Here is a 23723-nt window from a genome sequence, read left to right as displayed (position 1 = left end):
ACTACGCCGTTCAGATTGGGTTTAGTGGATGGTCCTAGCGAAGCCACGCTGACGGTGGAGATGTGATCGATGCGCGTATTGCTGGTCGAGGATGATGCCGATCTGGCCGCCGGCATCGCCCGGGCGCTGCGCGCCGAGCATTTCGCGGTCGATGTCGCCACCAACGGCGAGGATGGTGGCCATCTCGGCTCCACCGAAGCTTACGACGTGGCGGTGCTCGATCTGGGGCTGCCGCGCCGCGACGGCATCTCGATCCTGGCCGAATGGCGCGCGACCGGGCGCACCCTCCCGGTCCTGATCCTCACCGCGCGCGATGCCTGGTCGGACAAGGTGCAGGGGTTCAAGGCGGGCGCCGACGATTATCTGGTCAAACCGTTCCGCGTCGAGGAGCTGGTGATGCGGCTGCGCGCTCTGGTGCGACGCGCGGCGGGACATGCCGCCAGCATCATCCGCTGTGGCCCGATCGCGTTCGACGCGCAGACCGGTCAGTTCGAACTGGACGGCATGCCGCTCAAGCTGACAGCGTTCGAATGGCGGGTGCTGTCGTGCCTCATGCTGCGCAAGGAGATCGTGGTCGAACGGCTGGATCTGCTCGAACGCGTCTATGAGGGCGATGCCGACGTCGATTCCAACTCGCTGGAGGTGATCGTCGGCCGACTGCGCCGCAAGATCGGCCCCGACCGGATCGAGACGGTGCGCGGGCGCGGTTATCGCCTGACCGAACACGCCTCATGCGCCTGATGCCGCGATCCTTGTTCTGGCGGCTGCTCGGCACCGCCGCGGTGGCGTTGCTCGTGGCGTTGATCTTCGCCGGGTTCGCGATCGGCAACGTGCTCGAACGCTTCGTGATGCATGGGCTGGACGAGCGGCTCGATGCGCAGATCGCGATCGTCGCACGTGCGGTACGGTCCGACGGCAGCCTCGATCCTGCGCGCGCAACCGATCTGCCGCCGTTCGACCGGCTCGGCAGCGGATGGGCGTGGGAAGTACGGGCGCCGGGCGGGACGTTGCGATCGGCCTCGCTCGGCGGGCGCGAGATCGTAACGGCACCTTTGCCGCCGCCACCGCCCGAACTCCGCGATACCAGCGAACCCCGGCCCTATGACGGTCATGACGATCGGCCGGACGATATCGATGACGGGCCACATGGACCCCACCACGATCGGTTCGACGGCACCCCCGGCCGGTTTCTGCACAATGTGCATGGCCGGATGCTGACGATCCCGACCGCGCGTGGCGACGCCCAAATCCTCGCCACCGGCCCGCGCGCCGTCGTCCAGCGGCCGCTGCGCGCGGCGATGACGCCTCTCCTCCTGTCACTGCTGCTGTTGGGGGCAGGCCTGGGGCTGGCGATCCTGATCCAGCTCCGTATCGGGCTGCGCCCGCTCGCCAACATGCAGGCGATGGTGGCCGATGTCCGCGCCGGACGCCGCACGCGGATCGACGCGACCGAGCCGAGCGAATTGCGCCCGCTGGTCGAAGAATTGAACGGGTTGATCGAGGCCAACCGTACCGCGCTCGAGCAGGCGCGGGGCCATGTCGCCAATCTCGCACACGGCCTCAAGACACCGCTCGCCGCGCTCAAGCTCGATCTGGCCGAGGGATCGAGCGATCGCCTGGCGGTGCATGTCGATCGGATCGAGGCACAGATCCGCCACCACCTCGGCCGCGCCCGCGCCGCCAGCCCGGCGGGTGCGGGACGCGTGCTGACCCCGCTCGCGCCCCATGTCGCCGATCTGATCGATGCCTTGGGCCGAATCCATGCCGATCGCGCGATCAGACCGATCGTAACCGTCGGCAGCGAGTTGATGGTGCAATGCGATCCGCAGGATCTCGATGAGATGATCGGCAACCTGCTGGACAATGCGTGGCGGTGGGCGCGGACCGAGGTGCGCGTGACCGCCGGCCCGGAAGGGCGAATGATCGCCATCGCGATCGCCGATGATGGCCCCGGCATATCCGAAGAGTTGCTGGCGAGCGCCATCGAGCCCGGGCGGCGGCTGGACGAAAGGGGCGAGGGCCACGGTTTCGGCCTGTCGATCGCGCGCGAGCTGGCGGAATTGCACGGTGGCCGGCTGATGCTGGCCAACGGGACCGCCGGCGGTCTGATCGCGACGTTGCATTTGCCTGGATGACGATAGCAATTGAGGCGAGCGATACGGTCTTTCGGCGCGCAGACACGTCCGCAGCGCCCTTCCTTCAGAGACGGGGTCAGCCCTCGATGAAATCGAGGTAGGCCACCACATCATTGCTCGTCTGAAGGAACAGTCCGTCCTGTATCTCTTCGGGCTCTTGCTCGGCGCGCCGGAGTGCTTCGGTCAGCGTGCCGTAGAACAGCGTGGTGGTCGCTCCACCCTCGCTGTCGAGATGATAGAGGCGAACCGATACCTCGTCGGACACGGTACGCATCAGCGGCCGACCCGCTCGATCAGCGCCATTGCCGCCGCGGGCGCGCGGACCTTGGCGCCGTTGATCATGAACACGAACGTGTCGCGCGCGAGTCCGTCACCCTTGGGGGTCTCGATATAGTTATAGCCTTCGGGCGCTCTCCCCGCCGCCCAGTCCCTCGCCGTCTCCGCCCAGCGATCGAGGGCTGCGTCATCATAGCCGGTCGGCACCTCCTCATGCGCATTCTGCAGCCGGGAATAGACGAAGGCGCCTGTCAGATCGGCGAATTGCGGATGATCCTCGGCATCGGCGAAGACGATCGCGGCGCCGGCCTCGCGCGCCATCGCGACGAAGGCCGGATCGCGGAAGCTTTCATGCCGCGGCTCGATCGCATGGCGCAACGGCAGGCCACCGACGCTGGTTGGAAGAAGCTTCAGAAAAGCACCGAAATCCTCAGGGTCGAACTTCTTCGTGCCGGCAAACTGCCATAATATCGGCCCCAGCTTGGGCCCGAGTTCGGCCAGCCCCTGATTGACGAACTTGTCGATCGATTCGCCGGCCTCGGCCAGCACGCGCCGGTTGGTGCAAAAGCGCGAGGCCTTGATCGAAAAGACGAAATCGTCGGGCGTGCGCCGGGCCCAATCGGCCCAAGTGGCGGGCTTCTGGGTCGAGTAGAAGGTGCCGTTGATCTCGATCGCGGTGACCCGCCCCGAAGCATATTCCAGCTCGCGCGCCTTGGGCCATTTGGGCGGGTAGAAGGTCTCGCGCCACGGCTCGAACGTCCAGCCGCCGATCCCGACCCTGATCTTTCCGGGCATCTAATCCTGTCCCTTCAAAACGTCCGCGAACGCATCCGGATCGACATTGCCGCCCGAGCAGACGATCACGGTCGTGCCTTCCTTATCGTCGATCTTGCCCGCCAGCCACGCCGCGAGCGCGGCGGCACCGCCGGGTTCGACCACCAGCCCCAATTTGAAAGCAAAGCGCATCGCAGCGCGAACCTCCACCTCGCTCGCCCACACACCCTTTGCGCCAGCGGCATGGAGCGTGCCGAAGGTCATGTCCGCCACCCGCCGCGTCAGCAGCGCATCGCAAGCGGAATAAGGCGCGTCGGCCGGCACTTCGAGAATCTCGCCGGCGACGAGGCTGCGGCCCATATCATCCCAATATTGCGGCTCGGCGACGAAAACCTGACTCTCGGGCAGCGCCAGCGCGAGACCCGCCGCCAGTCCACCGCCGCCGCAGGGCGTCACGATCCGCGTCGGCGCGCGTCCCAACTGCTCGGCGATTTCGAGACCGGCCGTGCCCTGCCCCTCGACCACATCGACATCGTCGAACGAGGGCACCAACGGCGCCCCACGTTCGGTTGCGATCCGTGCCGCGATCGCCTCGCGGCTTTCATTGTGGCGATCATAGGTAACGATCTCCGCGCCCAATGCGGCCGTAGCATTGAGCTTCACCTTGGGCGCATCGGCCGGCATCACGATCGTCGCCGGCATCCCGAGCAGGGCCGCCGCACGTGCCACCCCCTGCGCGTGATTGCCCGAGGAAAAGGCGACCACACCGCGATGACGCTCGGTGGCTGGGATTTGGGCGAGCCGGTTATAGGCACCGCGCATTTTGAACGCTCCGCCGCGCTGCAGCGATTCGGCTTTGATCCACACGCGCCCTTCCGCGCCCGGTACGGGCAGGAGCGGTGTGCGAGTCACTATCCCGGCGAGGCGTTCCGACGCCGCCAGAACCCCCCGGCGCGATGGCCAGCCTTCAACGTTATATCCCTGAAAAGACACGGTTTATCCTGTTGATCGCGATCGAAAAAAATGTCGGGACAATTCCAACTTTACAGGGGGGTACCCCCCCCCTATGTAGCGCCTCCGCTGCCCCATGGGACTTCCACCGCAAGGCAGTGAATTTCAACTGTAGACCGTGGGTTCGCCCGCGGCATTGGAGGTCCCTTGAATTGCACAAGCATCATAGCGCGCTGGGGCTAGCTACCGCCTCCGTCAAGGCCTCGTCCGGCCTCGACATCGCCAAGCGTCGTCCGGTTCAGCCGGTCACGCTCGTTCGTCCGCACGCCGCCCGGCGCGCTGCCCGCTTCTTCGTGGAGAAGTTCAAGGGCCGCTCGCTCTATGCGGTCAAGGCGAACCCCTCGCCGGAGCTCATCGCGCTCCTGTGGGAAAGCGGCATCACGCATTTCGACGTCGCCTCGATCGCCGAGGTGAAGCTGGTTGCGGCCGCCGCGCCGGAGGCGACCCTCTGCTTCATGCACCCGGTCAAGGCCGAGGAAGCGATCCGCGAAGCCTATGCCGATTACGGCGTGCGCACCTTCAGCCTCGATTCGATCGAGGAACTGGAGAAGATCATGCGCGCGACCAACGACGCGACCGACCTGACGCTGTGCGTCCGGCTGCGCGTACCGTCGGATCACGCCAAGCTCAGTCTCGCCGCCAAGTTCGGCGCCGCGCCGGAAGACAGCAAGGAATTGCTGTTCGCCGCCCGTCAGGCGGCCGATGCGCTCGGCATCTGCTTCCACGTCGGCAGCCAGGCGATGAGCCCGCAGGCTTATGTCCAGGCGATGGGCCGCGTGCGCGACGCGATCGTCGCGGCGGCGGTCACGGTCGACGTGATCGACGTTGGCGGCGGCTTCCCCTCGGTCTATCCGGGGATGGAGCCGGGTCGGCTCGAATCCTACTTCAACGCGATCGAAGATGCATTCGAAGCGCTGCCGATCAGCTATTCGGCCGAGCTGTGGGCCGAGCCCGGCCGCGCGCTCTGTGCCGAATATTCGAGCCTGGTGGTGCGCGTCGAGCGTCGCCGCGGCGATCAGCTCTACATCAACGACGGGGCCTATGGCGCTCTGTTCGATGCGGCGCATATCGCCTGGCGCTTCCCGGTCACGTTGCTGCGTGACGAGGAATTGTCGACCAGGAAGATGGCGTTCAGCTTCTACGGCCCGACCTGCGACGATATGGACCATATGGCGGGGCCGTTCATGCTCCCGGCCGATATCGGTGTCGGCGACTATATCGAGATCGGCATGCTCGGCGCTTATGGTTCGGCCATGCGCACCGGCTTCAACGGCTTCACCGCCGGCGAGACCGTGATGGTGGGCGACGAACCGATGGCGAGCCTCTATGTCGAGGCGGACGCCAAACGCGAGATCGGCAGCAACGTCGTCAAGCTGTAACCAAACGACAAGAAGACCGTCATTCCCGCGTAGGCGGGAATCCATATGCTCTGGACCAAGAGGTTATGGATTCCCGCCCGGGATCCCCACAAAGTAGTACTTTGTGGGGTGCCCTTCCGCGGGAATGACGGCGTTTTCGAGGACTTCCACGAATGACCGACCAGATCAACGACACCCGCAAGGCCGAACTGCTTTCCACCGTGGTGGAGCATGTCGACATCACCAAGTTCGACGCCCGGCCGATCATCGACGCCATGGGCAAGATGAGCTTCACCAGCCGCGATCTCGCGCGCGCGACCGGCATCTACAACCAGATGCTGGCCGACAAGGATTGCACCATCTTCCTGGTGATCGCGGGCTCGACCTCGGCCGGCGGCTGTATGGATGCCTATGCCGAGCTGGTGCGCTCGAACATGGTCGACGGCATCATCGCCACCGGCGCGTCGATCGTCGACATGGATTTCTTCGAAGGCCTTGGCCACAAGCACTATCAAGCGCTTGAAATTCCGGATGATAATGTTCTACGTTCGCTCTATATCGATCGTATCTACGATACCTATATCGATGAAGAGCAGCTCCAGGATTGCGATCACACGATCTTCGAGATCGCCGAGGGCCTCGAGGCCAAGCCGTACAGCTCGCGTGCCTTCATCCGCGAGATGGGCAAATATCTGAGCGAGAAGGGCAAGAAGGAGAACAGCCTCGTCAAGCTCGCCTACGAGCATGACGTGCCTATCTTCTGCCCGGCCTTCGTCGACAGTTCGGCCGGCTTCGGGTTGGTCAAGCATCAGGTCGAGAAGATGAAGGCTGGCCAGCCCTACCTGGTGCTCGATGCGATCGCCGATTTCCGCGAGCTGACCGACATCAAGATCAAGGCGGGCACGACCGGCCTGCTCATGATCGGCGGCGGCGTGCCCAAGAATTTCGTGCAGGACACCGTCGTCTGCGCCGAGATCCTGGGCCACGAGGATGTCGAGATGCACAAATATGCGGTGCAGATCACCGTCGCCGACGTCCGCGACGGCGCCTGCTCCTCGTCGACGCTCAAGGAAGCGGCGAGCTGGGGCAAGGTCGATACCGCGCTCGAGCAGATGGTGTTCGCCGAAGCCGGATCGGTCATCCCTCTCCTCACCTCGGATGCCTATCATCGCGGCCACTGGAAGGACCGCCCGAAGCGCGGCTGGGCCAAGCTGTTCGCGTAATGGCGTATACCGGCCGGCACGGGGTGCCGGCCGGTTCAATCAAGCCCGTTCCCCGCTTTAACATTGGGCGGCGCTTGCATCGAAAGGCCAGACCTTCCGGATCGAGCCGGATGCGGAGCGTTGCCCGCCTAACGCGTCAAGGCCGCGACAAGTTCGACATGGGTCGACCAACGGAACTGGCCGATCGGCCTGATCCAATCGAGCCGCCAGCCGCCATCGACCAGCATCTTCGCATCTCGCGCGAAGGTGCCAGGGTTGCACGAAACGAAGGCAATCCGGGCGACGGCCTTTGCATCGATCAGAGCCGGTATCTGCTCTTTCGCGCCGGCCCGCGGCGGATCGATCGCCACCGCTTCGAAGCGGCCAAGCTCGGTCGCGTCGAGGGGGCGACGGAAGAGATCGCGCGGCTCGACCATCAGCGGGCGCTGCGATCGGTTTGCCGCCATCTTGAGCGCCAGCGCTGGCTCACGCGCGCCTTCCACCGCCAGCACCCGGGCATGGGTGGCAAGTGGCAGCGCGAAGGTGCCCAGCCCGGCGAACAGATCGGCGATCGTGGTTGCCCCTCCGACCGCCTCGGTCACGCCCGCCAGCAACGCCGCCTCACCGTCCGCCGTCGCCTGAAGGAAGGCGTTGGCGGGCAGCGGCACCGCCACCCCGCCGAGGGTGACGGTCACCGGCTCGGGCTCCCAGCGCGGCTCGCTGCCATAGCCTTCGTCGATCGACAGGCGAGCGAGACGGTGCAATTGAGCAAAGGCGGTCAGGCTTTCGCTCGCGGCAAGTCCCTCGGCGGTAACCCCTTCCAGTGCGAGCTCGACGCCCTGGTCAGCAAGCGTCATGCGCACATTGGCCTGGCGCTTCTCCTTGAGCATCGGGCCGAGCAGGCGGCGCAACGGATCGATCAGATCGAACAATTCGGGCCGCAGGATATGGCATTCGCGCATATCGATGATGCGGTGGCTCTGGCCTTCGTTGAAGCCGATCACGACTTTGCGCCCGATTCGCTCGACGCGCAGCGACGCACGGCGGCGCGTACGCGGCGGCGATAGGTGCGGCTCGCGCATCTCGGGAATGGCGAGCCCCTGCCCGGCCAGAGCATGGGTCACGCGATCGGTGAGGAAATCGCGATAGGCGCTATCGTCCACATGCTGGAGCTGGCAGCCGCCGCAGCGCGGGAAATGGCGGCAGGGCGGCGTCGCATGATGCGGGCCGGGTTCGATCGTGCCGTCGGCGGCGATCCGGTCGCCGGGCGCGGCAAAAGCGATATGGCGCGCATCGTCGGTCACGCCGTCGCCGCGCCCGGCTAGTCTGATGATGGTGGTCACAGGCAGGCCATAGCGGCGTGTGGCAATTTCTCCACCAGATCGTCGGCGAGCAGCATCGGCCCGGCCAGTCGCGCGGCTTCCGCATGAAGCCACAAGGCGGCTTGCGCCGCCTCGAACGGATCGCGCCCGCCGGCGAGCATCGCACCGACTATTCCCGCCAGCACATCCCCGGTCCCGGCGCTGGCGAGCCAGGTTGGCGCGAGCGGCGCAATCGCGGCGCGGCCATCGGGGTGCGCGACGATGCTGTCGGCGCCCTTGAGGATGACGATCGCGCCGCTTGCCGCAGCCGCGCCGCGCGCCTGACTCAAGCGATCACCGCCGTCGTCGCCGAAAAGCCGGGTGAACTCGCCCCAATGCGGAGTCAGGATCGCCCCCTTCAGCCGATCGTGACGCGCCTTGCCGATCAAGGTCAGCGCATCGGCGTCGATCACGAGCTTGCGGCCACTCGCCAGCACGGCGTCGAGCCGGGCGCGGGCATCGCCGTCCCGGCCAAGGCCGGGCCCGATGACGATCGCGCCGATCCGCTCATCCTCGAGCGCTTTGTCGTCCCAGACGTGCCGGACCAGCGAATGCGGTGCGATGCCGCCCCAATCGCCCGCGAGTTCGACATAGCCCGCCCCGGCGCGTTGCGCGGCCGTGGCCGCGAGCAGGGCCGCACCACCCATCGCGCCGCCGACCACGAGCACCTTGCCGCGGCTATATTTATGATCATCGACCGACGGCCTGGCGAGGCGTGGCCGCGCGATCTCGCCGAGCTTCGGCTCCGCTGCCGCAAGCCCGATCTCGCCCAGCACGACGCGCCCGCAAGTGCCGGCGGCGGGCAGCAGCCGGTGAGAAGGCTTGAGGACGCCCAACGCCACCGTCATGTCGAACCCCGGCACCGCGCTGAGCAGCCGCCCCCTGTCGGTATCGACACCGCTCGGAAGATCGACCGCGATGCTGCGCTGGCTTCGCTTGACCATATGATCGAGGACGGCGGCGACATCGGAGTCCAGCCCGCGGGAGAGCCCCGTCCCGAACAGCGCATCGATCAGCAAAGGGGCCGGCTTCGCTTCGGCGAGATCGCTGATCGGGCCGGTCCACCGCGCAGCGGCTTTACGGGCGGCTTCGGTTCGTGGCGCCCCAAGGCACGCCACCCGTACCTGAGCACCCCGCTCCGCCAAAAGCCGGGCGACGACGTAGCCGTCTCCCCCATTGTTGCCGGGGCCGCATAGGATCAAAGTCTCGATCGGCCCCGCGACCCGCCACGCCACGTCGGCCACGGCAGCCCCCGCGCGCTCCATCAAAGTCTCGACCGAAACGCCCGTGGCCATGACGGCCTCTTCGGCGGCACGCGTCTCGGCGGCGGTCAGGACGATGCGCCTCACGGGTTTCAACTCCCCAGCCCCGCCAAGGTGACGCCGATGACCGGCGCCAGTTGCGCGCACCAGCGCGCCACGCCGGCGGCGTTACCGATCATATCCTGCCGTACCTCGATGCCGAGATAGGGGATGCCATTGGCCTCGCCATGCCAATTCATCGTCGCGTTCAACACCTTGCCCGAATAAGGCAGATTGTCGCCGGCGACGATCCCGCGCTGTGCCAGCAACGGCAGCGCAATCCGCGCCGCGCGCTCGTCCTGATTGTAGAGGATGCCGATCTGCCATGGCCGCGCTTCATCGCTGGTGGCGAGACGCGGCGTAAAGCTGTGCAGTGAAATCAGCAGCTTCGGCTTGGTTGTTTCGATGAGATCTGCGATATGATCGTGATAGGGCCGCCAATAATCGGCGATCCTTCGGGCGCGCTCCTCGGCGCCCAAACCGGCATTGGCAGGGATCGGATTGCCGTCGCTCGCCTCGGGAATCAGCCCAGGGGCGTCCTCCTCACGGTTGAGATCGATCACCAGCCGCGAGATGCCGCCGAGCACACCGGGGCAGCCCAGGGCCACGCAAAGCGCCTCGCCCAGGGGGGCCACACCGATATCGATCGCCACATGCTGGCCCATCAATTCGGTCGATACGCCGAGATCGATACCGCCCGGCACGTGGCTGGAGGCATGGTCGCCGATCAGCAGCAAGCCGCTGGCCGTGTTGCCCTTGATGTCGTTCCACGCCTCGTTCACCGCAGCCTCGTCGCCATGCGCCACCAATCGGGCCGTTCCGCACCGATCGCGGCATCGGCCGCATCGCGCGCATCCTCGTCCTCGAACAAGGCGAAGCAGGTCGCGCCCGATCCGGACATCCGCACCAGCCGCGTTCCCGGCTGTTTCCGTAGCAGCGCAAGCACCTCGCCGATCACCGGCAGGATACCGATTGCGGGGGGCTCCAGATCATTGCGACCGGCCAGCGCCGCGGCGAGCGGATCGCCCCCGGCCAGCGGTCCGCGATCGACCTTGTCCCACGCAACGAAGACCGGGCCGGTCGCGAGCGGCACCATCGGATTGACCAGAAGCAACGGCATGCCCGAGGGCACGCCTTCGATGCGTTCGAGCTGCTCGCCCCGCCCGACGCCGCGCGTCGGCAGCGAGACGAAACAGGCGGGGACATCGGCACCCAGTGAGGATGCGAAGGCCATCAGGCCTGCATCCTGCGGATCGACCGCGTAAACCCGGCACAGCAATCGCAGCGCGGCGCCGGCATCCGCCGAACCACCGCCGATCCCGGCGGCGACCGGCAGCCGCTTGTCGAGCCGGAAGCCACGCTCGCCGCCCCGGCCAAAAAGTTCGGCAAATCCGCGCGATGCGCGCAGGATCAGATTATCGGTGGCCCCTGCCAACGCGCCCGCGAATGGCCCGGTCAGTTCCAGTCCGGGCCGATCGGTCAATTCCAGCAGATCGCCGTCGTCGGCGAAGGCGAACAGGGTTTCGAGCGCATGATAGCCATCGGCTTCCCGCCGGCGGACATGGAGCGCGAGGTTGATCTTGGCATAAGCCGTCTCGACGGCATTTTCAGCGACAGACATCAGGGCGACGCCGTCGCCTCGCTCAGCCCGGTATCGATCTTGGTCGACAGCCGTCCGCGATCCTTGTCCTCGGCGGTGACCAGAGCGGCGCGCCACGCATAGCGCGCCTCGAAAATCCGGCCCGAGGCCCAGTAAGCATCGCCGAGATGCTCGTTGATCGTCGGCTCGGCCGGATCGCCGGCGGCAGCCTTCTCCAGCAAAGGCACCGCGTCACCCACCCTGCCGCGCAGGAAATAGACCCAGCCGAGCGAGTCGGTGATTGCGGGATCGTCGGGCCGCAGCTTGCTCGCCCGCTCGATCATGACGCTCGCATCGGCGACATTCTCGCGGTGCGCGATCTGCGAATAGCCATATTGGTTGAGCACCATCGCCTGGTTGGGTGCGATGGCAAGCGCCCTCTGCATTGCCGCTTTCGATCCCGCCCAATCGCCGGCCTGATCGAGCGCCGCGCCAAGCTGCAGCCAGAGCGGCCACATCAACTCGTCGGGCGCTTTGGCCGCTTCGGCAAGCGAGGCCGCCTTGGCATAAGCCTGCGCCGCGTCCTTCGGCTGGGTCAGCGCCTGATAGACATCGCCCAGCCGCCCCCATTCGTCGCTGCCAGCACCCGGTGCCTTGGCGGCTTTGAGCGCTTCCTGGAGGGCGGCCTGTTTGTCCCCCGATTGGCTCAGCAGCGCCACACGCAAGGCAAGAGCCGTCGATGCGAGCGGGTCGTCGCTCGTGATATGCGACAGCGCTTCGAGCGAGGCGTCGGTCCGGCGCATCGAGCCGAGCAGGTCGACGACCGCCAACCAGTTGCTGCCATCCTGCGGCGCGAGGAATGTCGCGTAGCGACCCAGCACCAGGCCCAGCGGTGCCAGTTGCTGCTGACCGAAATCGTTCGCGACGCGTGCAAACAAGGCGGCGATACCACCCGGGGCACCATCGATCTGTTCGGGCAGCTTCCGGCCGGCCTTGATCATCGCGCGTGCCGTCACGAGCGTCGCTTCGTCGCCATCGAGCAGCGTCAGCGCGCGATCCTTCTGCCCTTCTGCTGCCAATGTTTGCGCCGCGACGAGCCGCAGTCTCAGCGAGATCGGACGATTGAGGCTGGCCGCGCGCAACGCGGCGACGCCTTCCTCGCTCCGCCCCATCGCGATCAGCAGCAAAGCGCGTTGTTCGCCGTAATAAGGCTGGGCGATCGGGTTGGTCTTCGCGGCTTCGATCAACGCCAGGGGATCGCCGTCGTGCGCGCCGAGCGCGATCCAGGCGCGCAGCATCGGCACGAGGAAGCTGAACAGACGATCCTGCTCCACCTTGGCGACATTCGCGCGCGCCTCGGCCCAATTGCTGGTGCGCACCGCTTCGATCGCCAGCAGCAGCCGGCTGTCGGGCCGAAGCACGTTCTGCTTCTCCAGCAACCGTGCTGCCCGCAATGCCAGCGGCAGATCGCCGCTCGATATCCCCTGACTGAAGGCGCGCTGGGCGAGCAGGACGTTGGTCGGATCGCGCGTCATCAACGCCGCGAACCCTTCGCTCGCCATGCGCGGATTGCCGGCCGCTTCGGCCGCGCGGGCACGCATGTACAGGATGCTGGGCGATATGACGCGCACCGGGCTCGACGCCATCGCCGGCGGCGGTGCGAGCAGGGCCGCCATCACGGCGAAGATCGGCAAGGTCTGTTTCATGCGTCGGCGCATCGCTCACATATTCGGGTAATTGGGTCCACCCCCGCCTTCGGGCACCACCCAATTGATATTCTGGGTCGGGTCCTTGATGTCGCACGTCTTGCAATGAACGCAATTCTGCGCGTTGATCTGCAGCCGCGGATCATCCTCCCCGACAATCTCGTAGACGCCGGCCGGGCAGTAACGCTGCTCGGGTGCGTCATAGAGCGCCAGGTTGATGCGGATCGGTACGCTCGCATCCTTGAGCGTCAGGTGAATGGGCTGGTCCTCCTCATGGTTGGTGTTCGACAGGAACACCGAGGAGAGGCGATCGAAGCTGATCACGCCATCGGGCTTGGGATAGTCGATCCTGCGCGCCATGTCCTTGCGCCACAGGCCCTCATTATCGCGGTGGTGATGGAAGGTATAGGGCAGGCCCATGCCCCATTGCCGCATCGTCATGTCGATCCCCGACCACAACGTCCCAAGCAGCGGCCCGAACTTGGCGATCGAGGGCTCGACATTGCGGACCTTCTTGAGCTCGGTCGCGATCCAGCTTGCCTCGACCGACGGCTGATAGGCCTCGAGCGTGTCGGCGCTCCGCCCGGCGGCGATGGCCGCCGCGACCGCCTCGGCCGCGAGCATGCCCGATTTCATCGCGGTGTGCGTGCCCTTGATGCGCGGCACGTTCACGAAACCGGCCGAACAACCGATCAGCGCGCCACCTGGGAAAGCGAGCGTCGGCACCGATTGCCACCCGCCCTCGTTGATCGCGCGGGCCCCGTAGGAGACGCGGCGCCCGCCCTCCAGTACCGCGCGGATCGCCGGATGCTGCTTCCAGCGCTGGAATTCCTCGAACGGTGAGAGATAGGGATTGCTGTAGCCGAGCCCGACGACGAAGCCGAGCGCCACCTGATTGTTGGCCTGATGATAGAGGAAGCCGCCACCGACCTCCGAATTGAGCGGCCAGCCCTGGGTGTGGATCACCCGACCGGCGACATGCTTCTTCGGGTCGATGTCCCACAATTCCTTGATGCCGAGCCCGTAAACCTGCGGCTGGCAATCGCGCTCCAGATCGAACTGGCGCTTGACCTCCTTGGTCAGGCTGCCGCGCGCGCCCTCGGCGAAGAAGGTGTAGCGGGCATGGAGCTCCATGCCCGGCTGGTGATCGGGCTTGTATTCGCCGTCGCGCGCGACACCCATGTCGCCGGTGGCGACGCCCTTGACCGATCCGTCATCGTTGAACAGGACCTCGGCCGCCGCGAAACCGGGGAAGATCTCGACGCCGAGTTCCTCCGCCTGGCCGGCCAGCCAGCGGCAGAAATTGCCGAGCGATCCGGTGAACGTGCCCTTGTTGCTCATGAACGAGGGCATCAGGACATGCGGGATCGGCCACTTGCCCTTCTTCGTCAGGATCCAGTGATGGTTCTCGACCACGGGCGTATCGAGCGGGCACCCCTTGTCGCGCCAGTCCGGAATCAGCTCGTCGAGCGCGATCGGATCGATCACCGCACCCGAAAGAATATGCGCGCCGACCTCCGAGCCCTTCTCCAATATGCAGACGGAAAGCTCGGGGTTGAGCTGCTTCAATCGGATCGCCGACGAGAGCCCTGCGGGCCCTGCGCCGACGATGACGACGTCATATTCCATGGACTCGCGTTCGGACATCGATCCTTCATATCCCATATTGGCGTCCGGTCGTCGTACGGACCGAACGTCTTGTCATGAAAGGCGTGCGCGCAGATTGACCCCTGCGTCAACCGGGACTCTATTTGTACCGGGCAAGCGGGGATTTTTGCAGGTGACCGACGGGCTGGCGCTAAGCGCGCTGGATTGGTGGGCGGAAGCAGGAGTCGACACGATCGTCGGCGACCTTCCCTACGATTGGCTGGCGGCAACCAGCCCAGTTGCGCCCGAGCCAGCCACCCCGGCTTCCGCCGCTGCAGTCGCCGCCGCCCTCCCCGCGACCCTCACCGAATTTCGCCGCTGGCTGATCGCCGACGCTCCCATCCCCGGCCCGGCGAACAACAGGATCGACGCGATCGGCAATCCGGCGAGCGGGACGATGGTGATCGTCGATATGCCCGAGGCGGCCGACCGCACCAGCGGCACCCTACTTTCGGGCGATGCCGGCGCCTTGTTCGATCGCATGCTCGCCGCGATGAAGCTCGAGCGCGCGGCCATCTACATGGCGCCTTTCTCGCCCGCACGATCGGCGACCGGGCGTCTCAGCGAGAGCGATTGCGCGGCACTGGCCCCCCTGATGCGCCAGCATATCGCGCTTGCCGCGCCGAAAAGAGTGTTGCTTATGGGCGATGCGCCGACCAAGGCCCTGCTTGGCAAGCCGTTGGCGCAAGCGCGTGGCGAGACCAGGAGCCTTGAAATCGCCGGTTTTCATATCCCAACCATCGCTTCATTCCATCCGCGCTTCGTGCTCGAGCGGCCGGACTATCGAAAGCCGGCCTGGGCCGACCTCCAAATGTTTATGGCGCTGTAAAGATATGCTTATCCGTAATATTCTTGCCCTCGGCACCGCGATCGTCGCCACCGCGCCGGCTTTTGCCGGCACGGTGCAACTGGTCGAACAGCCGTCCGTGAACGCTTTGTCGCGCCAGCTGAACGACGCCAATCGCGCCGCCTATCGCCAGATCGCGGCAGCGTTACGCGCCAGAGATTGGGCGACGGCTTCGAGTGGACTGGACGCGCTACCCAATGGTGCGCTCACCCCGGTCTTCCGCGCCGAACTCTTCGCCGCCAAAGGCGCGCCCAAGGCAGACCTGACCGCGTTGACCGCCCTGCTCGCGGCGATGCCCGATCTGCCGCAATGCCCAACCTTGGCAAAGCTTGCGGTAGCGCAGGGTGCGACGGCCTTGCCCGCGCTCGCCATCCAGCACGATCTGGTCCGCGTCGCCGGGGCGAGCAAACGGACGATGGTCCGCGCGACCCGCAGCGACGCCGTGGCCCAGAAGCTCGCGACGCAGGTCCAACCGCTGCTCAAGGCCAACGACCCCGCGACTGCCGAGCCACTCGTCGAGATGGCCGCGAGCCAGCTGACGCCCGAAGCGCAATCCGAATGGCGCGCCCGTCTCGCCTGGGCCTATTTCCAGATCGGCGACGATACCTCGGCCCGCCGCCTTGCCGAAATCGCCAAGGAAGGTGCGGGCGACTGGGCCGTGCAGGCCGCCTGGGTCGACGGCCTCGCCGCATGGCGCCAGGCCGATTACGCCACCGCGGGCACCGCTTTCGATCGCGTTGCGTCGCGCGGCGCGGATAGCGAGACGATCGCGGCCGGCTATTTCTGGGCAGCGCGATCGGCCACCGCCGGCGGCAAGCCCGATCAGGTCGCCTATCGCCTGCGATCGGCCGCGCGCTATGGTGAGACCTTCTATGGCCTGCTCGCAAGCGCCTCGCTCGGCACCGCGCCGGCGGCCCCCTTGCTCGATCCGGCCTTCACCGCGAGCGAGGGCCTGCTGCGCCACGCCAATATCCGCACCGCCGCCGCCCTGGTCGAAATCGGCGAGACCGGGCTGGCCGATCAGCTTATACGCCAGCAGGCCCGGATCGGTGCGGCATCCGAACATGATGCCCTGATCGCCTTCGCCGGGCGGATGGGCCTCCCCGCGACCCAGCTCTGGCTCGCCCAGAACGCGCCCGCCGGCGCGCAGACCTCCCCGATGGCGCGCTATCCGATGCCCGCCTGGGCGCCGAGCGGCGGCTGGCGGGTCGATCGCGCGCTACTCTACGCGCACGCGCTGCAGGAATTGCAGTTCCGCAGCGACGCCGTCAGCCGTACCGGCGCCAAGGGACTGATGCAGCTCATGCCCGGCACGGCGCGATTGGTCGCGCGCCATCGCGGCGATCCGATGGACATGGCCGATCGCATGACCGAGCCGGCGCTCAACTTCGAATATGGCCAATCCTATCTCGAGGAACTGGCCGGCAATGCCGGCACCGGCGGGCTGCTGCCCAAGGTGATCGCGGCCTACAATGCCGGCCCGAACAATGTCGCGCTGTGGAACCTCAAGACCAACGTCCAGCAGGATCCCCTGCTGTTCATCGAGGCGATCCCCTTCGCCGAGACGCGCGCTTATGTCGCGATCGTGATGCGCAATTACTGGATGTACCAGCGGCAGGTCGGCGCCTCGACCACCAGCATGACTGCGCTGGCGCAGGGCCAGTGGCCGCGCTTCCCGGATCGGGCGGGCGCGACCGCATCGCGCGGTTCGGCGGGGGCGATGGCGCCGGCGGTGGTGGGGAACTAAAAGCTCGCCTTCGTCACCCTGAACCTGTCTCAGGATCCACCAGGCAATTCGCCCTGTCCGTGCGGATGGACGGTGGATGCTGAAAAAGGTCAGCATGACGAAAAGAATTCAAGCGTGCTTCAACCGCCTTGGCACCAGATCCAGCGTAGCCCCGTCCGCCTCAGCAATCGCCACACCCATCAAATGATGATCCGGCGCCCGCGCGCAGGCCGGGTCGGCTGCGGCCGCATCCCCCGCAAGCGCGAGCGCCTGGCAGCGGCAACCGCCCCAATCGATCTCCTTGCGATCGCAACTCTCGCACACCGGAGGCATCCAGTCGGTCCCGCGGAAGCGCAGAAACGCATCGGATCCCATCCAGATCGCACTCAGCGAGTGCTCCTTCACCGAGGGAAACACGAACCCCGGCAAAGTCTCCGCCGCATGGCAGGGCAAGGCCTTGCCCGATGGTGAGATGTTGATGAAGCGGTTGCCCCAGCCGCCCATGCACGCCTTGGGCCGCGCGGCGTAATAATCGGGGACGACATAATCGATCACGATCCGCCCTTGCAGCCGATCGCGCGCGGCGGCGACGATGGCGTTGGTCGCTTCGAGCTGCGCGAAGGTCGGCAGCAAGGCGTTCCGGTTGAGCAGGCCCCAGCCATAATATTGGGTGTGCGCGATCTCGATTCGCTCCGCGCCGAGCTGCTCACCGAGCGCGATCATCTCGCCGACACGTTCGGCATTCTGACGGTGGATCACGAAGTTGGCGGTCAGCGGCAGCCCGGCCTCGAGGATCCGCCGCGCCGCCTCCAGCTTCTTCGCATGGCCGCCGCGATAGCCGCCGAACCGGTCGCCATTCTCCGGCCCCGAATCCTGGAAGCTCAGCTGGATATGGTCGATCCCGGCATCGAGCAGTTCTGCCATCGCCGCGTCGGTCAGCAGGACACCCGACGTGATGATATTCGTGTAGAGCCCGCGCGACGCGGCATGACGCACCAGCGCGACCAGATCGCGCCGCGCCATCGGCTCGCCGCCCGAAAAATGGACCTGGAGGATGCCGATCGACGCCGCCTCGTCGAGCACGCGCAGCCAATCGGCGGTGGCCAGTTCGCTTTCGGGCGGATCGAGCGCGAGCGGGTTCGAGCAATAAGCGCATTGCAGCGGGCAGCGATGGGTGAGCTCCGCGATCAGCCCCATCGGTGGCGCCGGCGGCATCATAGCGCCACCGCACCCCGCGCCGACAGATCCTGCAATACCGCGCCGACATCGGTTGCGATCAGATCGCGCGGCGCATCGAAACGCGCGGCGAGATCGTCGATGATCGCGTCGAGCGAGCGCACGCCGTCGACCAGCTTCAATATCTCGACCGCAATCTCATCGGGCATGAACAACTTCTCGGGTGCGAGCAGCACCCACGCCTCGCGCACCGCATCGAAGCGGAATTTCACCCCGCGTTTGAAGCGGGGTACGCTCATGCCGACGCCTCGGGCACGAACGCGCCCGGCGGAATCAGGCCCGGCGCGACATAAGCGTAGTAAAGCCCGTCGAGTTGACACCACAAGACGTCGCACTTGAAGCGCAGCGCGGCGAGCACCGCCTGCTGCTTCTCGACCGTATCGGCATGGCGTTTGACGTAAGCCAGCGCCCAATCGCTATCCTGCGGCGCCTGCGTCAGCCTGGGCGTGAAGTAAGCGAGCGTGTCCGGCGTGATCCAGTCGTAATGGGAGAGCATGCCCGACACGCGCTCGGCGATGATCGTCGGCGAGAAGAGTTCGGTCAGCGAGGATGCCACCGCCTCGAGCAGGCTGCGATCGCGCACGAAATGGACGTACGCATCGACCGCGAAGCGCGTCTCCGGAAGGATCGCTCCGGTGCCGATGACGAGGTCGCGATCGAGCCCGACGCCCTCGGCGAGCTTGAGCCAACGTTCGATCCCGCCCGGCTTGCTGCCGTCGCCATCATGATCCTCGATCCGACGCCGCCACTCGCGCCGCTCCTCGGCGGTTGGCAGCCGCGCCATCAGGGTCGCGTCCTTGGCGGGGATACTCGCCTGATAATAATAGCGATTGAGCGCCCACGCCTGCACCTGCGGACGGGTCAGCCTGCCGTCGTGGAGCAGGCGGTGGAACGGGTGATGGATATGGTAACGCTCGGCCCCGATCGCGCGCAAAGCGGCTTCGAGGCCTTCGGGGGTCAGCAGCTCGTCGGTCACAGGGTCAGTTCCAGCCCGTCATACGCGACGGTCCAGCCCGCCGCCTCCGCTTCCGCCCGCTCGGGGGAGTCATCGAGAAGGATCGGGTTCGAATTGTTGATATGGATGATCAGCTTGCGGCCGACATCGATATCGCGAAAGGCCGCGATCGTGCCGTCGGGACCCGACAAGCTCATATGTCCCATCCGCCGCCCGGTCTTCGGGCTGAGCCCAGCAACGACCATCTCGTCATCGCACCACAAGGTCCCGTCGAAGAAGACCGCGTCGGCACCTTGCAGCCGCGCGGCCAGTTCGGGCGTCATCGCGGCGCAGCCTGGGATATAGAACAGGCGGTGCGTGCCATCCGAGACGAGCGCCGCAACCGTGGTCTCGTCGGCCTGGATCGCGGGCATCGCATCACCCTGCTCCAGATAGAGCGGCACCTTGCCCGGCACTGCGAACAATTCGATCGTCAGTCTGCCGCCAAGGTCGATCGGCTCATCCAATGCGACCGTCTGCCGAGTGACGATATCGCGCGCCAGCACCTCGAAGATAGGATTGGCGCCGAGCACATCATGGATACGCGCGGTGGCGTAGAGGGTGAATGGCTGACGCTCGCGCATCGTCAGCAGCCCCGCGATCACATCGACATCGCCACCGGTGAGGATCACGCCCGCAATCGGGGTCGATCGCAACCCTTCGCGCGGATGCAGCGCCGGGGTACGGGCGATCTGTTCACGCAGATCGGGCGCGGCGTTCAGCAGGAACCAGCGCTCGCCGTCCGCGCTCACCGCGAGGCTGGCCTGGGTCCTGGGGAGCGCCGAAGGATCGCCTGCGCGGGCGCGCCTGCATCCATCGGCATTGGAATTCCATTGGGGAAACCGCCGCCGGCGGCCGCCCCCAGGACCACGGCCTTCACGCTGGTTTCAGGCGGTCAGCTCGGCGCAAGCGTAGCAGTTGATCTCGGCACCAAGGGCGATTTCGACGATCTTCGGGGTCTTCCAAGCCATGGGTCATTCTCCTGGTCGGGCGCGTTGGCCGCGTCCCTTCGTCTATGTAGACGCAGGCCGGCACCTCCGGAAGCATGCTAACGACAGACCGTTGTAGCCTGCGACCAAACGCCCCTCCCGAGAGACAGACCGTAGCGGTGCCGAAATAAACGGTATTGCCGTTATGCTTGGTCACAGCGCTTTCGATGCCTAAACAGGCGTCATGTCCATCGATACCAGCATTCCTTTCCTACCCGTTCGCATCGCCGTGCTGACCGTTTCGGACAGCCGCACCGCCGCCGACGATCGCTCGGGCGACACTCTGGTCGAACGCCTGACCGGCGCCGGTCATATCCTCGCCGATCGCGCGATCATCCGCGACGATGTCGAGACGATCGTGGCGCGCCTTTCGGCCTGGATCGCCGATCCTGAGGTCGATTGCGTCATCACCACCGGCGGCACCGGCGTGACCGGCCGCGACGTCACCCCCGAAGCCTTCGCCCGCGTGCGCGACAAGGAGATAGAGGGGTTCGGCGAGCTGTTCCGCTGGCTCTCCTATGCCAAGATCGGCACCTCGACGATCCAGTCGCGCGCCACCGCCGCAGTGGCGCGCGGCACCTATCTGTTTGCGCTGCCGGGATCGACCGGCGCGGTCAAGGACGGCTGGGACGGCATCCTCGCGACCCAGCTCGACATACGCCACAAGCCCTGCAATTTCGTCGAGCTGATGCCGCGGTTGATGGAGCGGTGAAGGCCCCTCCCCCACCCGTCATTCCCGCGCAGGCGGGAATCCATATTCTCTGAAGCGCCAGAGTCAGATGGTTCGGAGGTTATGGATTCCCGCCTGCGCGGGAATGATGGGTGGGCAAATGTTCTTGTAATGTTCTTATCCTCACCTTAGCTTCGCCGCATGAGCTCCCCTCCTCGCCTCCCACCGCGCCCCGGCCGAGGGGCGCCGGTCAACGCGACGCCTCAGCGTTTCAACCTTCAGGCGCGCGAGGTGGATGGCGACTGGCTCGACGCCCGCGACGAGATCGACGGCGAGGAGCCGGCCGTCCGCACCACCGTCACGATCGAGAAACCGCGCACGATCATCACCCGCAATCAATCGCCCGACGTCGGCTTCGATCGCTCGATCAATCCCTACCGCGGCTGCGAGCATGGCTGCATCTATTGCTTCGCACGGCCGACCCACGCCTTCCACGATCTCTCGCCCGGGCTCGATTTCGAGACGCGGCTGTTCGCCAAGCCCGACGCGCCCAACCTGCTGCGCGCCGAACTGGCGGGGCGCAACTATGTCGTCCGCCCGATCGCGTTCGGCACCAACACCGATCCCTATCAGCCGATCGAAGGCAAATGGCGGATCACGCGCGCCTGCCTGGAGGTGCTGGCCGAATCCCGGCACCCTTTCACCATCACCACCAAATCCGATCGCGTCGTGCGAGACATCGACATCATCGCGCCGATGGCCGCCAAGGGGCTGGCGGCGGTGGTGATCTCGATCACCTCGCTCGATCCGGCGATCGCCCGCACGCTCGAGCCGCGTTGTCCGCGCCCGGCCAAGCGGATCGCCGCGGTCAGGGCGCTGATCGATGCCGGCGTGCCGACTTTCGTCAGCCTGGCCCCGATCGTACCGCAGATCACCGACCACGAGATGGAGGATATCCTCGCGGCGGCAAAGGCGGCCGGTGCGCGCGGCTGCTTCTTCCTTCCCGTCCGCCTGCCGCATGAAGTCGCGCCGCTCTTCCGTGCATGGCTGGAAGCGCATTATCCCGATCGCGCGGGCAAGGTGATGGCGACGATCCAGTCGATCCGGGGCGGGCGCGACAATGATCCCAATTTCATGACGCGGATGCGCGGCCAGGGGCCATGGGCGGAGCTGCTGCGCACCCGCTTCGCGATCGCGTGCAAGAGATTGCGGCTGAACCGCGAACGGATCGTGCTGCGGACCGATCTGTTCAGGCCGCCCGAGGGCGACCAGATGCGGTTGTTTTAGGGGGTCTCTGAAAATTGGATCGTCACCCCGGCCTTGAGCCGGGGTCCCGCTGCCTCCAGCGGAACAAGAAGCGGGACCCCGGGTCGAGCCCGGGGTGACGAAAAGGGTGGAACCATTGCTTTACCCGCGCCGCGCCTTCCGCAAGCTCGCGGCCAGCCCAAGCTCGCCATAATGCCGCATCGCATCCTGATCGTCATGCGCATCCGATGGCGCGCGGCGATAGGAGGTGATGCCGACCATCCCGCCTTTCTTGGGGTAGGTGAAATGGTCGACGCCCATCGCGTCCCAGAGCGGCTTGCTCTCGGCATCGCTCTTGAACCACAGATCGTCCATCGCCAGCAAAGCGAAGATCGTGCCGTCGCAATAGAGCGCGGCCCCGCCGAACATGCGGCGCATCGTCACATGCCCGATCGGCGCCATGGCCTCGGCGATCCACTCGACGAGGCCGGCGTCGACGCTCACGAGCCCCTCATCACTCCGCAGCTTGCGCCACCGCCGCGTCGGCCGCTTCCAGCTCGGACGCCTTGGCCTCGACCAGCTTGACGATATGCTCGATCATATCGGCGTCCTGCACCGTATGATCGGTGACGCCCGACAGATAGACCATATGCTTGCCGTTGCCGCCGCCGGTAAGCCCGATATCGGTTTCGCGCGCCTCGCCCGGGCCGTTGACGACGCAGCCGAGCACCGACAGCGACATCGGCACGCGGATATGCTGGAGCCGTTCCTCCAGAGCCTGGACGGTGCGGATCACGTCGAAACCCTGCCGCGCACAGGACGGGCAAGAGATGACGCGCACGCCGCGCTGGCGCAGGCCGAGCGCCTTCAGAATCTCATAGCCGACGCGAATCTCTTCCTCAGGCTCCGCCGAGAGCGAGACGCGGATCGTGTCGCCGATCCCGAACCAGAGCAAAGAGCCCATACCGATCGAGGACTTGACGGTCCCGCCGATCAGGCCACCGGCCTCGGTGATGCCCAGATGAAGCGGGCAATCGACCACTTCGGCGAGCTGCTGGTAGGCGGCCGAAGCGAGGAACACGTCCGACGCCTTCACCGCGACCTTGTATTCGTGGAAATCCTGATCCTGCAGCAGCTTGATATGATCGAGCGCGCTTTCGACAAGAGCCTCGGGGCACGGCTCGCCATATTTTTCGAGCAGGTCGCGCTCGAGGCTGCCGCCATTGACGCCGATCCGGATCGCGCAGCCGTTGGACTTGGCCGCATCGACCACTTCCTTCACGCGCGCAGCCGAGCCGATATTGCCCGGATTGATGCGCAGGCAGGCAGCGCCGGCATCGGCAGCTTCGAGCGCGCGCTTATAGTGGAAATGGATGTCGGCCACGATCGGCACGCGTGCCGCGCGCACGATCTGCTTGAGGGCTGCGGTCGAGGCCTCGTCCGGGCACGACACGCGGATGATGTCCGCACCGACTTCCTCGCACCGCCGGATCTGATCGACCGTAGCGCGGATATCCTCGGTCGGGGTATTGGTCATGGTCTGCACCGAGATCGGAGCATCGCCGCCGACCGGCACGTTGCCGACCATGATCTGGCGGGACTGGCGGCGCGCGATATCGCGCCAGGGGCGTACGGACGACATAAGGGCCCTCGTGGTGGATCGGCG

Annotated in this window: 23 protein-coding genes and 1 pseudogene; 8 read left to right on the top strand and 16 right to left on the bottom strand. The window is 66.1% G+C overall.

What is annotated here, in order from left to right:
* The first annotated feature begins 69 nt into the window (after positions 1-69).
* The gene (locus AB4Z44_RS05585; RefSeq protein WP_404713078.1) at positions 70-741 is read left to right on the top strand and encodes a response regulator; all 672 of its coding nucleotides are present in this window, start codon (positions 70-72) and stop codon (positions 739-741) included.
* Positions 732-2135 (top strand): sensor histidine kinase, encoded by a 1404-nt coding sequence (locus AB4Z44_RS05580; protein WP_404713077.1) that lies wholly within the window; start codon positions 732-734, stop codon positions 2133-2135. The genes AB4Z44_RS05585 and AB4Z44_RS05580 overlap by 10 nt, the downstream gene beginning before the upstream one ends.
* 76 nt (positions 2136-2211) lie before the next feature.
* Here AB4Z44_RS05580 and AB4Z44_RS05575 read toward each other — a convergent pair whose 3' ends face one another.
* The 3 genes from AB4Z44_RS05575 to AB4Z44_RS05565 are packed head-to-tail and all read right to left on the bottom strand — an operon-like array spanning position 2212 to position 4052.
* Positions 2212-2409 (bottom strand): hypothetical protein, encoded by a 198-nt coding sequence (locus tag AB4Z44_RS05575; RefSeq protein ID WP_404713076.1) that lies wholly within the window; start codon positions 2407-2409, stop codon positions 2212-2214.
* Positions 2409-3206 carry a DUF72 domain-containing protein gene (locus AB4Z44_RS05570; protein ID WP_404713075.1) on the bottom strand — a complete coding sequence of 266 codons (798 nt, stop codon included), beginning with the start codon at positions 3204-3206 and terminating at the stop codon, positions 2409-2411. The genes AB4Z44_RS05575 and AB4Z44_RS05570 overlap by 1 nt, the downstream gene beginning before the upstream one ends.
* Complete coding sequence (locus tag AB4Z44_RS05565) at positions 3207-4052, bottom strand: threonine/serine dehydratase (RefSeq protein ID WP_404713074.1); 846 nt, start codon at positions 4050-4052, stop codon at positions 3207-3209. It abuts the gene before it with no gap.
* Between the two features lie 296 nt (positions 4053-4348).
* On the opposite strand from AB4Z44_RS05565, the gene AB4Z44_RS05560 reads away from it, so the two are divergent.
* Positions 4349-5575: a type III PLP-dependent enzyme gene (locus AB4Z44_RS05560; protein ID WP_404713073.1), complete on the top strand. Its 1227-nt coding sequence runs from the start codon at positions 4349-4351 to the stop codon at positions 5573-5575.
* Between the two features lie 152 nt (positions 5576-5727).
* Positions 5728-6777 (top strand): deoxyhypusine synthase, encoded by a 1050-nt coding sequence (locus AB4Z44_RS05555; RefSeq protein ID WP_404713072.1) that lies wholly within the window; start codon positions 5728-5730, stop codon positions 6775-6777.
* Positions 6778-6905: 128 nt separating this feature from the next.
* Here the strand turns inward: AB4Z44_RS05555 and AB4Z44_RS05550 are convergent, their stop codons facing one another.
* The 6 genes from AB4Z44_RS05550 to AB4Z44_RS05525 are packed head-to-tail and all read right to left on the bottom strand — an operon-like array spanning position 6906 to position 14350.
* On the bottom strand, positions 6906-8105 hold the full coding sequence (locus AB4Z44_RS05550; RefSeq protein WP_404714358.1) for a class I SAM-dependent RNA methyltransferase: 1200 nt from the start codon (positions 8103-8105) through the stop codon (positions 6906-6908).
* Positions 8096-9466, bottom strand: a complete 1371-nt coding sequence (locus tag AB4Z44_RS05545) for an NAD(P)H-hydrate dehydratase (protein ID WP_404713071.1) — start codon at positions 9464-9466, stop codon at positions 8096-8098. Before AB4Z44_RS05545 ends, AB4Z44_RS05550 begins: the two co-directional genes overlap by 10 nt.
* Positions 9467-9471: 5 nt before the next feature.
* Positions 9472-10200, bottom strand: coding sequence for an N-formylglutamate amidohydrolase (locus AB4Z44_RS05540; RefSeq protein WP_404714357.1), 729 nt, complete (start codon positions 10198-10200; stop codon positions 9472-9474).
* Entirely contained in the window at positions 10197-11039 is an 843-nt protein-coding gene (locus tag AB4Z44_RS05535) for a 4-(cytidine 5'-diphospho)-2-C-methyl-D-erythritol kinase (protein ID WP_404713070.1), read from the bottom strand. Before AB4Z44_RS05535 ends, AB4Z44_RS05540 begins: the two co-directional genes overlap by 4 nt.
* Complete coding sequence (locus AB4Z44_RS05530; RefSeq protein WP_404713069.1) at positions 11039-12703, bottom strand: tetratricopeptide repeat protein; 1665 nt, start codon at positions 12701-12703, stop codon at positions 11039-11041. The genes AB4Z44_RS05535 and AB4Z44_RS05530 overlap by 1 nt, the downstream gene beginning before the upstream one ends.
* Before the next feature lie 15 nt (positions 12704-12718).
* Positions 12719-14350, bottom strand: coding sequence for a 4Fe-4S dicluster domain-containing protein (locus AB4Z44_RS05525; protein WP_404713068.1), 1632 nt, complete (start codon positions 14348-14350; stop codon positions 12719-12721).
* Between the two features lie 133 nt (positions 14351-14483).
* On the opposite strand from AB4Z44_RS05525, the gene AB4Z44_RS05520 reads away from it, so the two are divergent.
* Together AB4Z44_RS05520 and AB4Z44_RS05515 are read left to right on the top strand one after the other, a co-directional pair.
* A complete protein-coding gene (locus AB4Z44_RS05520; protein WP_404713067.1) occupies positions 14484-15179 on the top strand; it encodes a uracil-DNA glycosylase in 696 nt (231 codons plus the stop codon).
* A 4-nt stretch (positions 15180-15183) separates the two neighbouring features.
* Positions 15184-16944, top strand: a complete 1761-nt coding sequence (locus AB4Z44_RS05515; RefSeq protein WP_404713066.1) for a transglycosylase SLT domain-containing protein — start codon at positions 15184-15186, stop codon at positions 16942-16944.
* A gap of 108 nt (positions 16945-17052) precedes the next feature.
* On the opposite strand, the gene pqqE is transcribed toward AB4Z44_RS05515, so the two are convergent.
* From pqqE to pqqA, 5 genes and pseudogenes are all read right to left on the bottom strand, one after another.
* Positions 17053-18120, bottom strand: a complete 1068-nt coding sequence (gene pqqE, locus AB4Z44_RS05510; RefSeq protein WP_404713065.1) for a pyrroloquinoline quinone biosynthesis protein PqqE — start codon at positions 18118-18120, stop codon at positions 17053-17055.
* 17 nt (positions 18121-18137) lie between these two features.
* Complete coding sequence (gene pqqD, locus AB4Z44_RS05505; protein ID WP_404713064.1) at positions 18138-18398, bottom strand: pyrroloquinoline quinone biosynthesis peptide chaperone PqqD; 261 nt, start codon at positions 18396-18398, stop codon at positions 18138-18140.
* Entirely contained in the window at positions 18395-19135 is a 741-nt protein-coding gene (pqqC, locus tag AB4Z44_RS05500; RefSeq protein WP_404713063.1) for a pyrroloquinoline-quinone synthase PqqC, read from the bottom strand. Before pqqC ends, pqqD begins: the two co-directional genes overlap by 4 nt.
* Positions 19132-19962: pseudogene (pqqB, locus tag AB4Z44_RS05495) on the bottom strand (pyrroloquinoline quinone biosynthesis protein PqqB); the annotation flags it as partial. The pseudogene pqqB and the gene pqqC, both read right to left, overlap by 4 nt.
* Positions 19963-20040: 78 nt before the next feature.
* Positions 20041-20124 carry a pyrroloquinoline quinone precursor peptide PqqA gene (gene pqqA, locus AB4Z44_RS05490; RefSeq protein ID WP_404714356.1) on the bottom strand — a complete coding sequence of 28 codons (84 nt, stop codon included), beginning with the start codon at positions 20122-20124 and terminating at the stop codon, positions 20041-20043.
* Between the two features lie 202 nt (positions 20125-20326).
* Between pqqA and moaB the strand changes: the two genes are divergently transcribed.
* Positions 20327-20854 carry a molybdenum cofactor biosynthesis protein B gene (gene moaB / locus AB4Z44_RS05485; protein WP_404713062.1) on the top strand — a complete coding sequence of 176 codons (528 nt, stop codon included), beginning with the start codon at positions 20327-20329 and terminating at the stop codon, positions 20852-20854.
* Between the two features lie 159 nt (positions 20855-21013).
* Positions 21014-22099: a PA0069 family radical SAM protein gene (locus tag AB4Z44_RS05480; RefSeq protein ID WP_404713061.1), complete on the top strand. Its 1086-nt coding sequence runs from the start codon at positions 21014-21016 to the stop codon at positions 22097-22099.
* A gap of 120 nt (positions 22100-22219) precedes the next feature.
* Here AB4Z44_RS05480 and AB4Z44_RS05475 read toward each other — a convergent pair whose 3' ends face one another.
* Together AB4Z44_RS05475 and ispG are read right to left on the bottom strand one after the other, a co-directional pair.
* Complete coding sequence (locus tag AB4Z44_RS05475; RefSeq protein ID WP_404713060.1) at positions 22220-22561, bottom strand: TfoX/Sxy family protein; 342 nt, start codon at positions 22559-22561, stop codon at positions 22220-22222.
* A 10-nt stretch (positions 22562-22571) separates the two neighbouring features.
* A complete protein-coding gene (gene ispG, locus AB4Z44_RS05470) occupies positions 22572-23699 on the bottom strand; it encodes a flavodoxin-dependent (E)-4-hydroxy-3-methylbut-2-enyl-diphosphate synthase (protein ID WP_404713059.1) in 1128 nt (375 codons plus the stop codon).
* Positions 23700-23723: the final 24 nt, after the last annotated feature.

Source organism: Sphingomonas sp. MMS24-J13 (assembly GCF_044905095.1).
In the GTDB taxonomy this organism is placed as follows: domain Bacteria; phylum Pseudomonadota; class Alphaproteobacteria; order Sphingomonadales; family Sphingomonadaceae; genus Sphingomonas_I.
The sequence above is the reverse complement of the archived record's forward strand: the minus strand, read 5'-3'. Positions and strand labels throughout refer to the sequence as shown.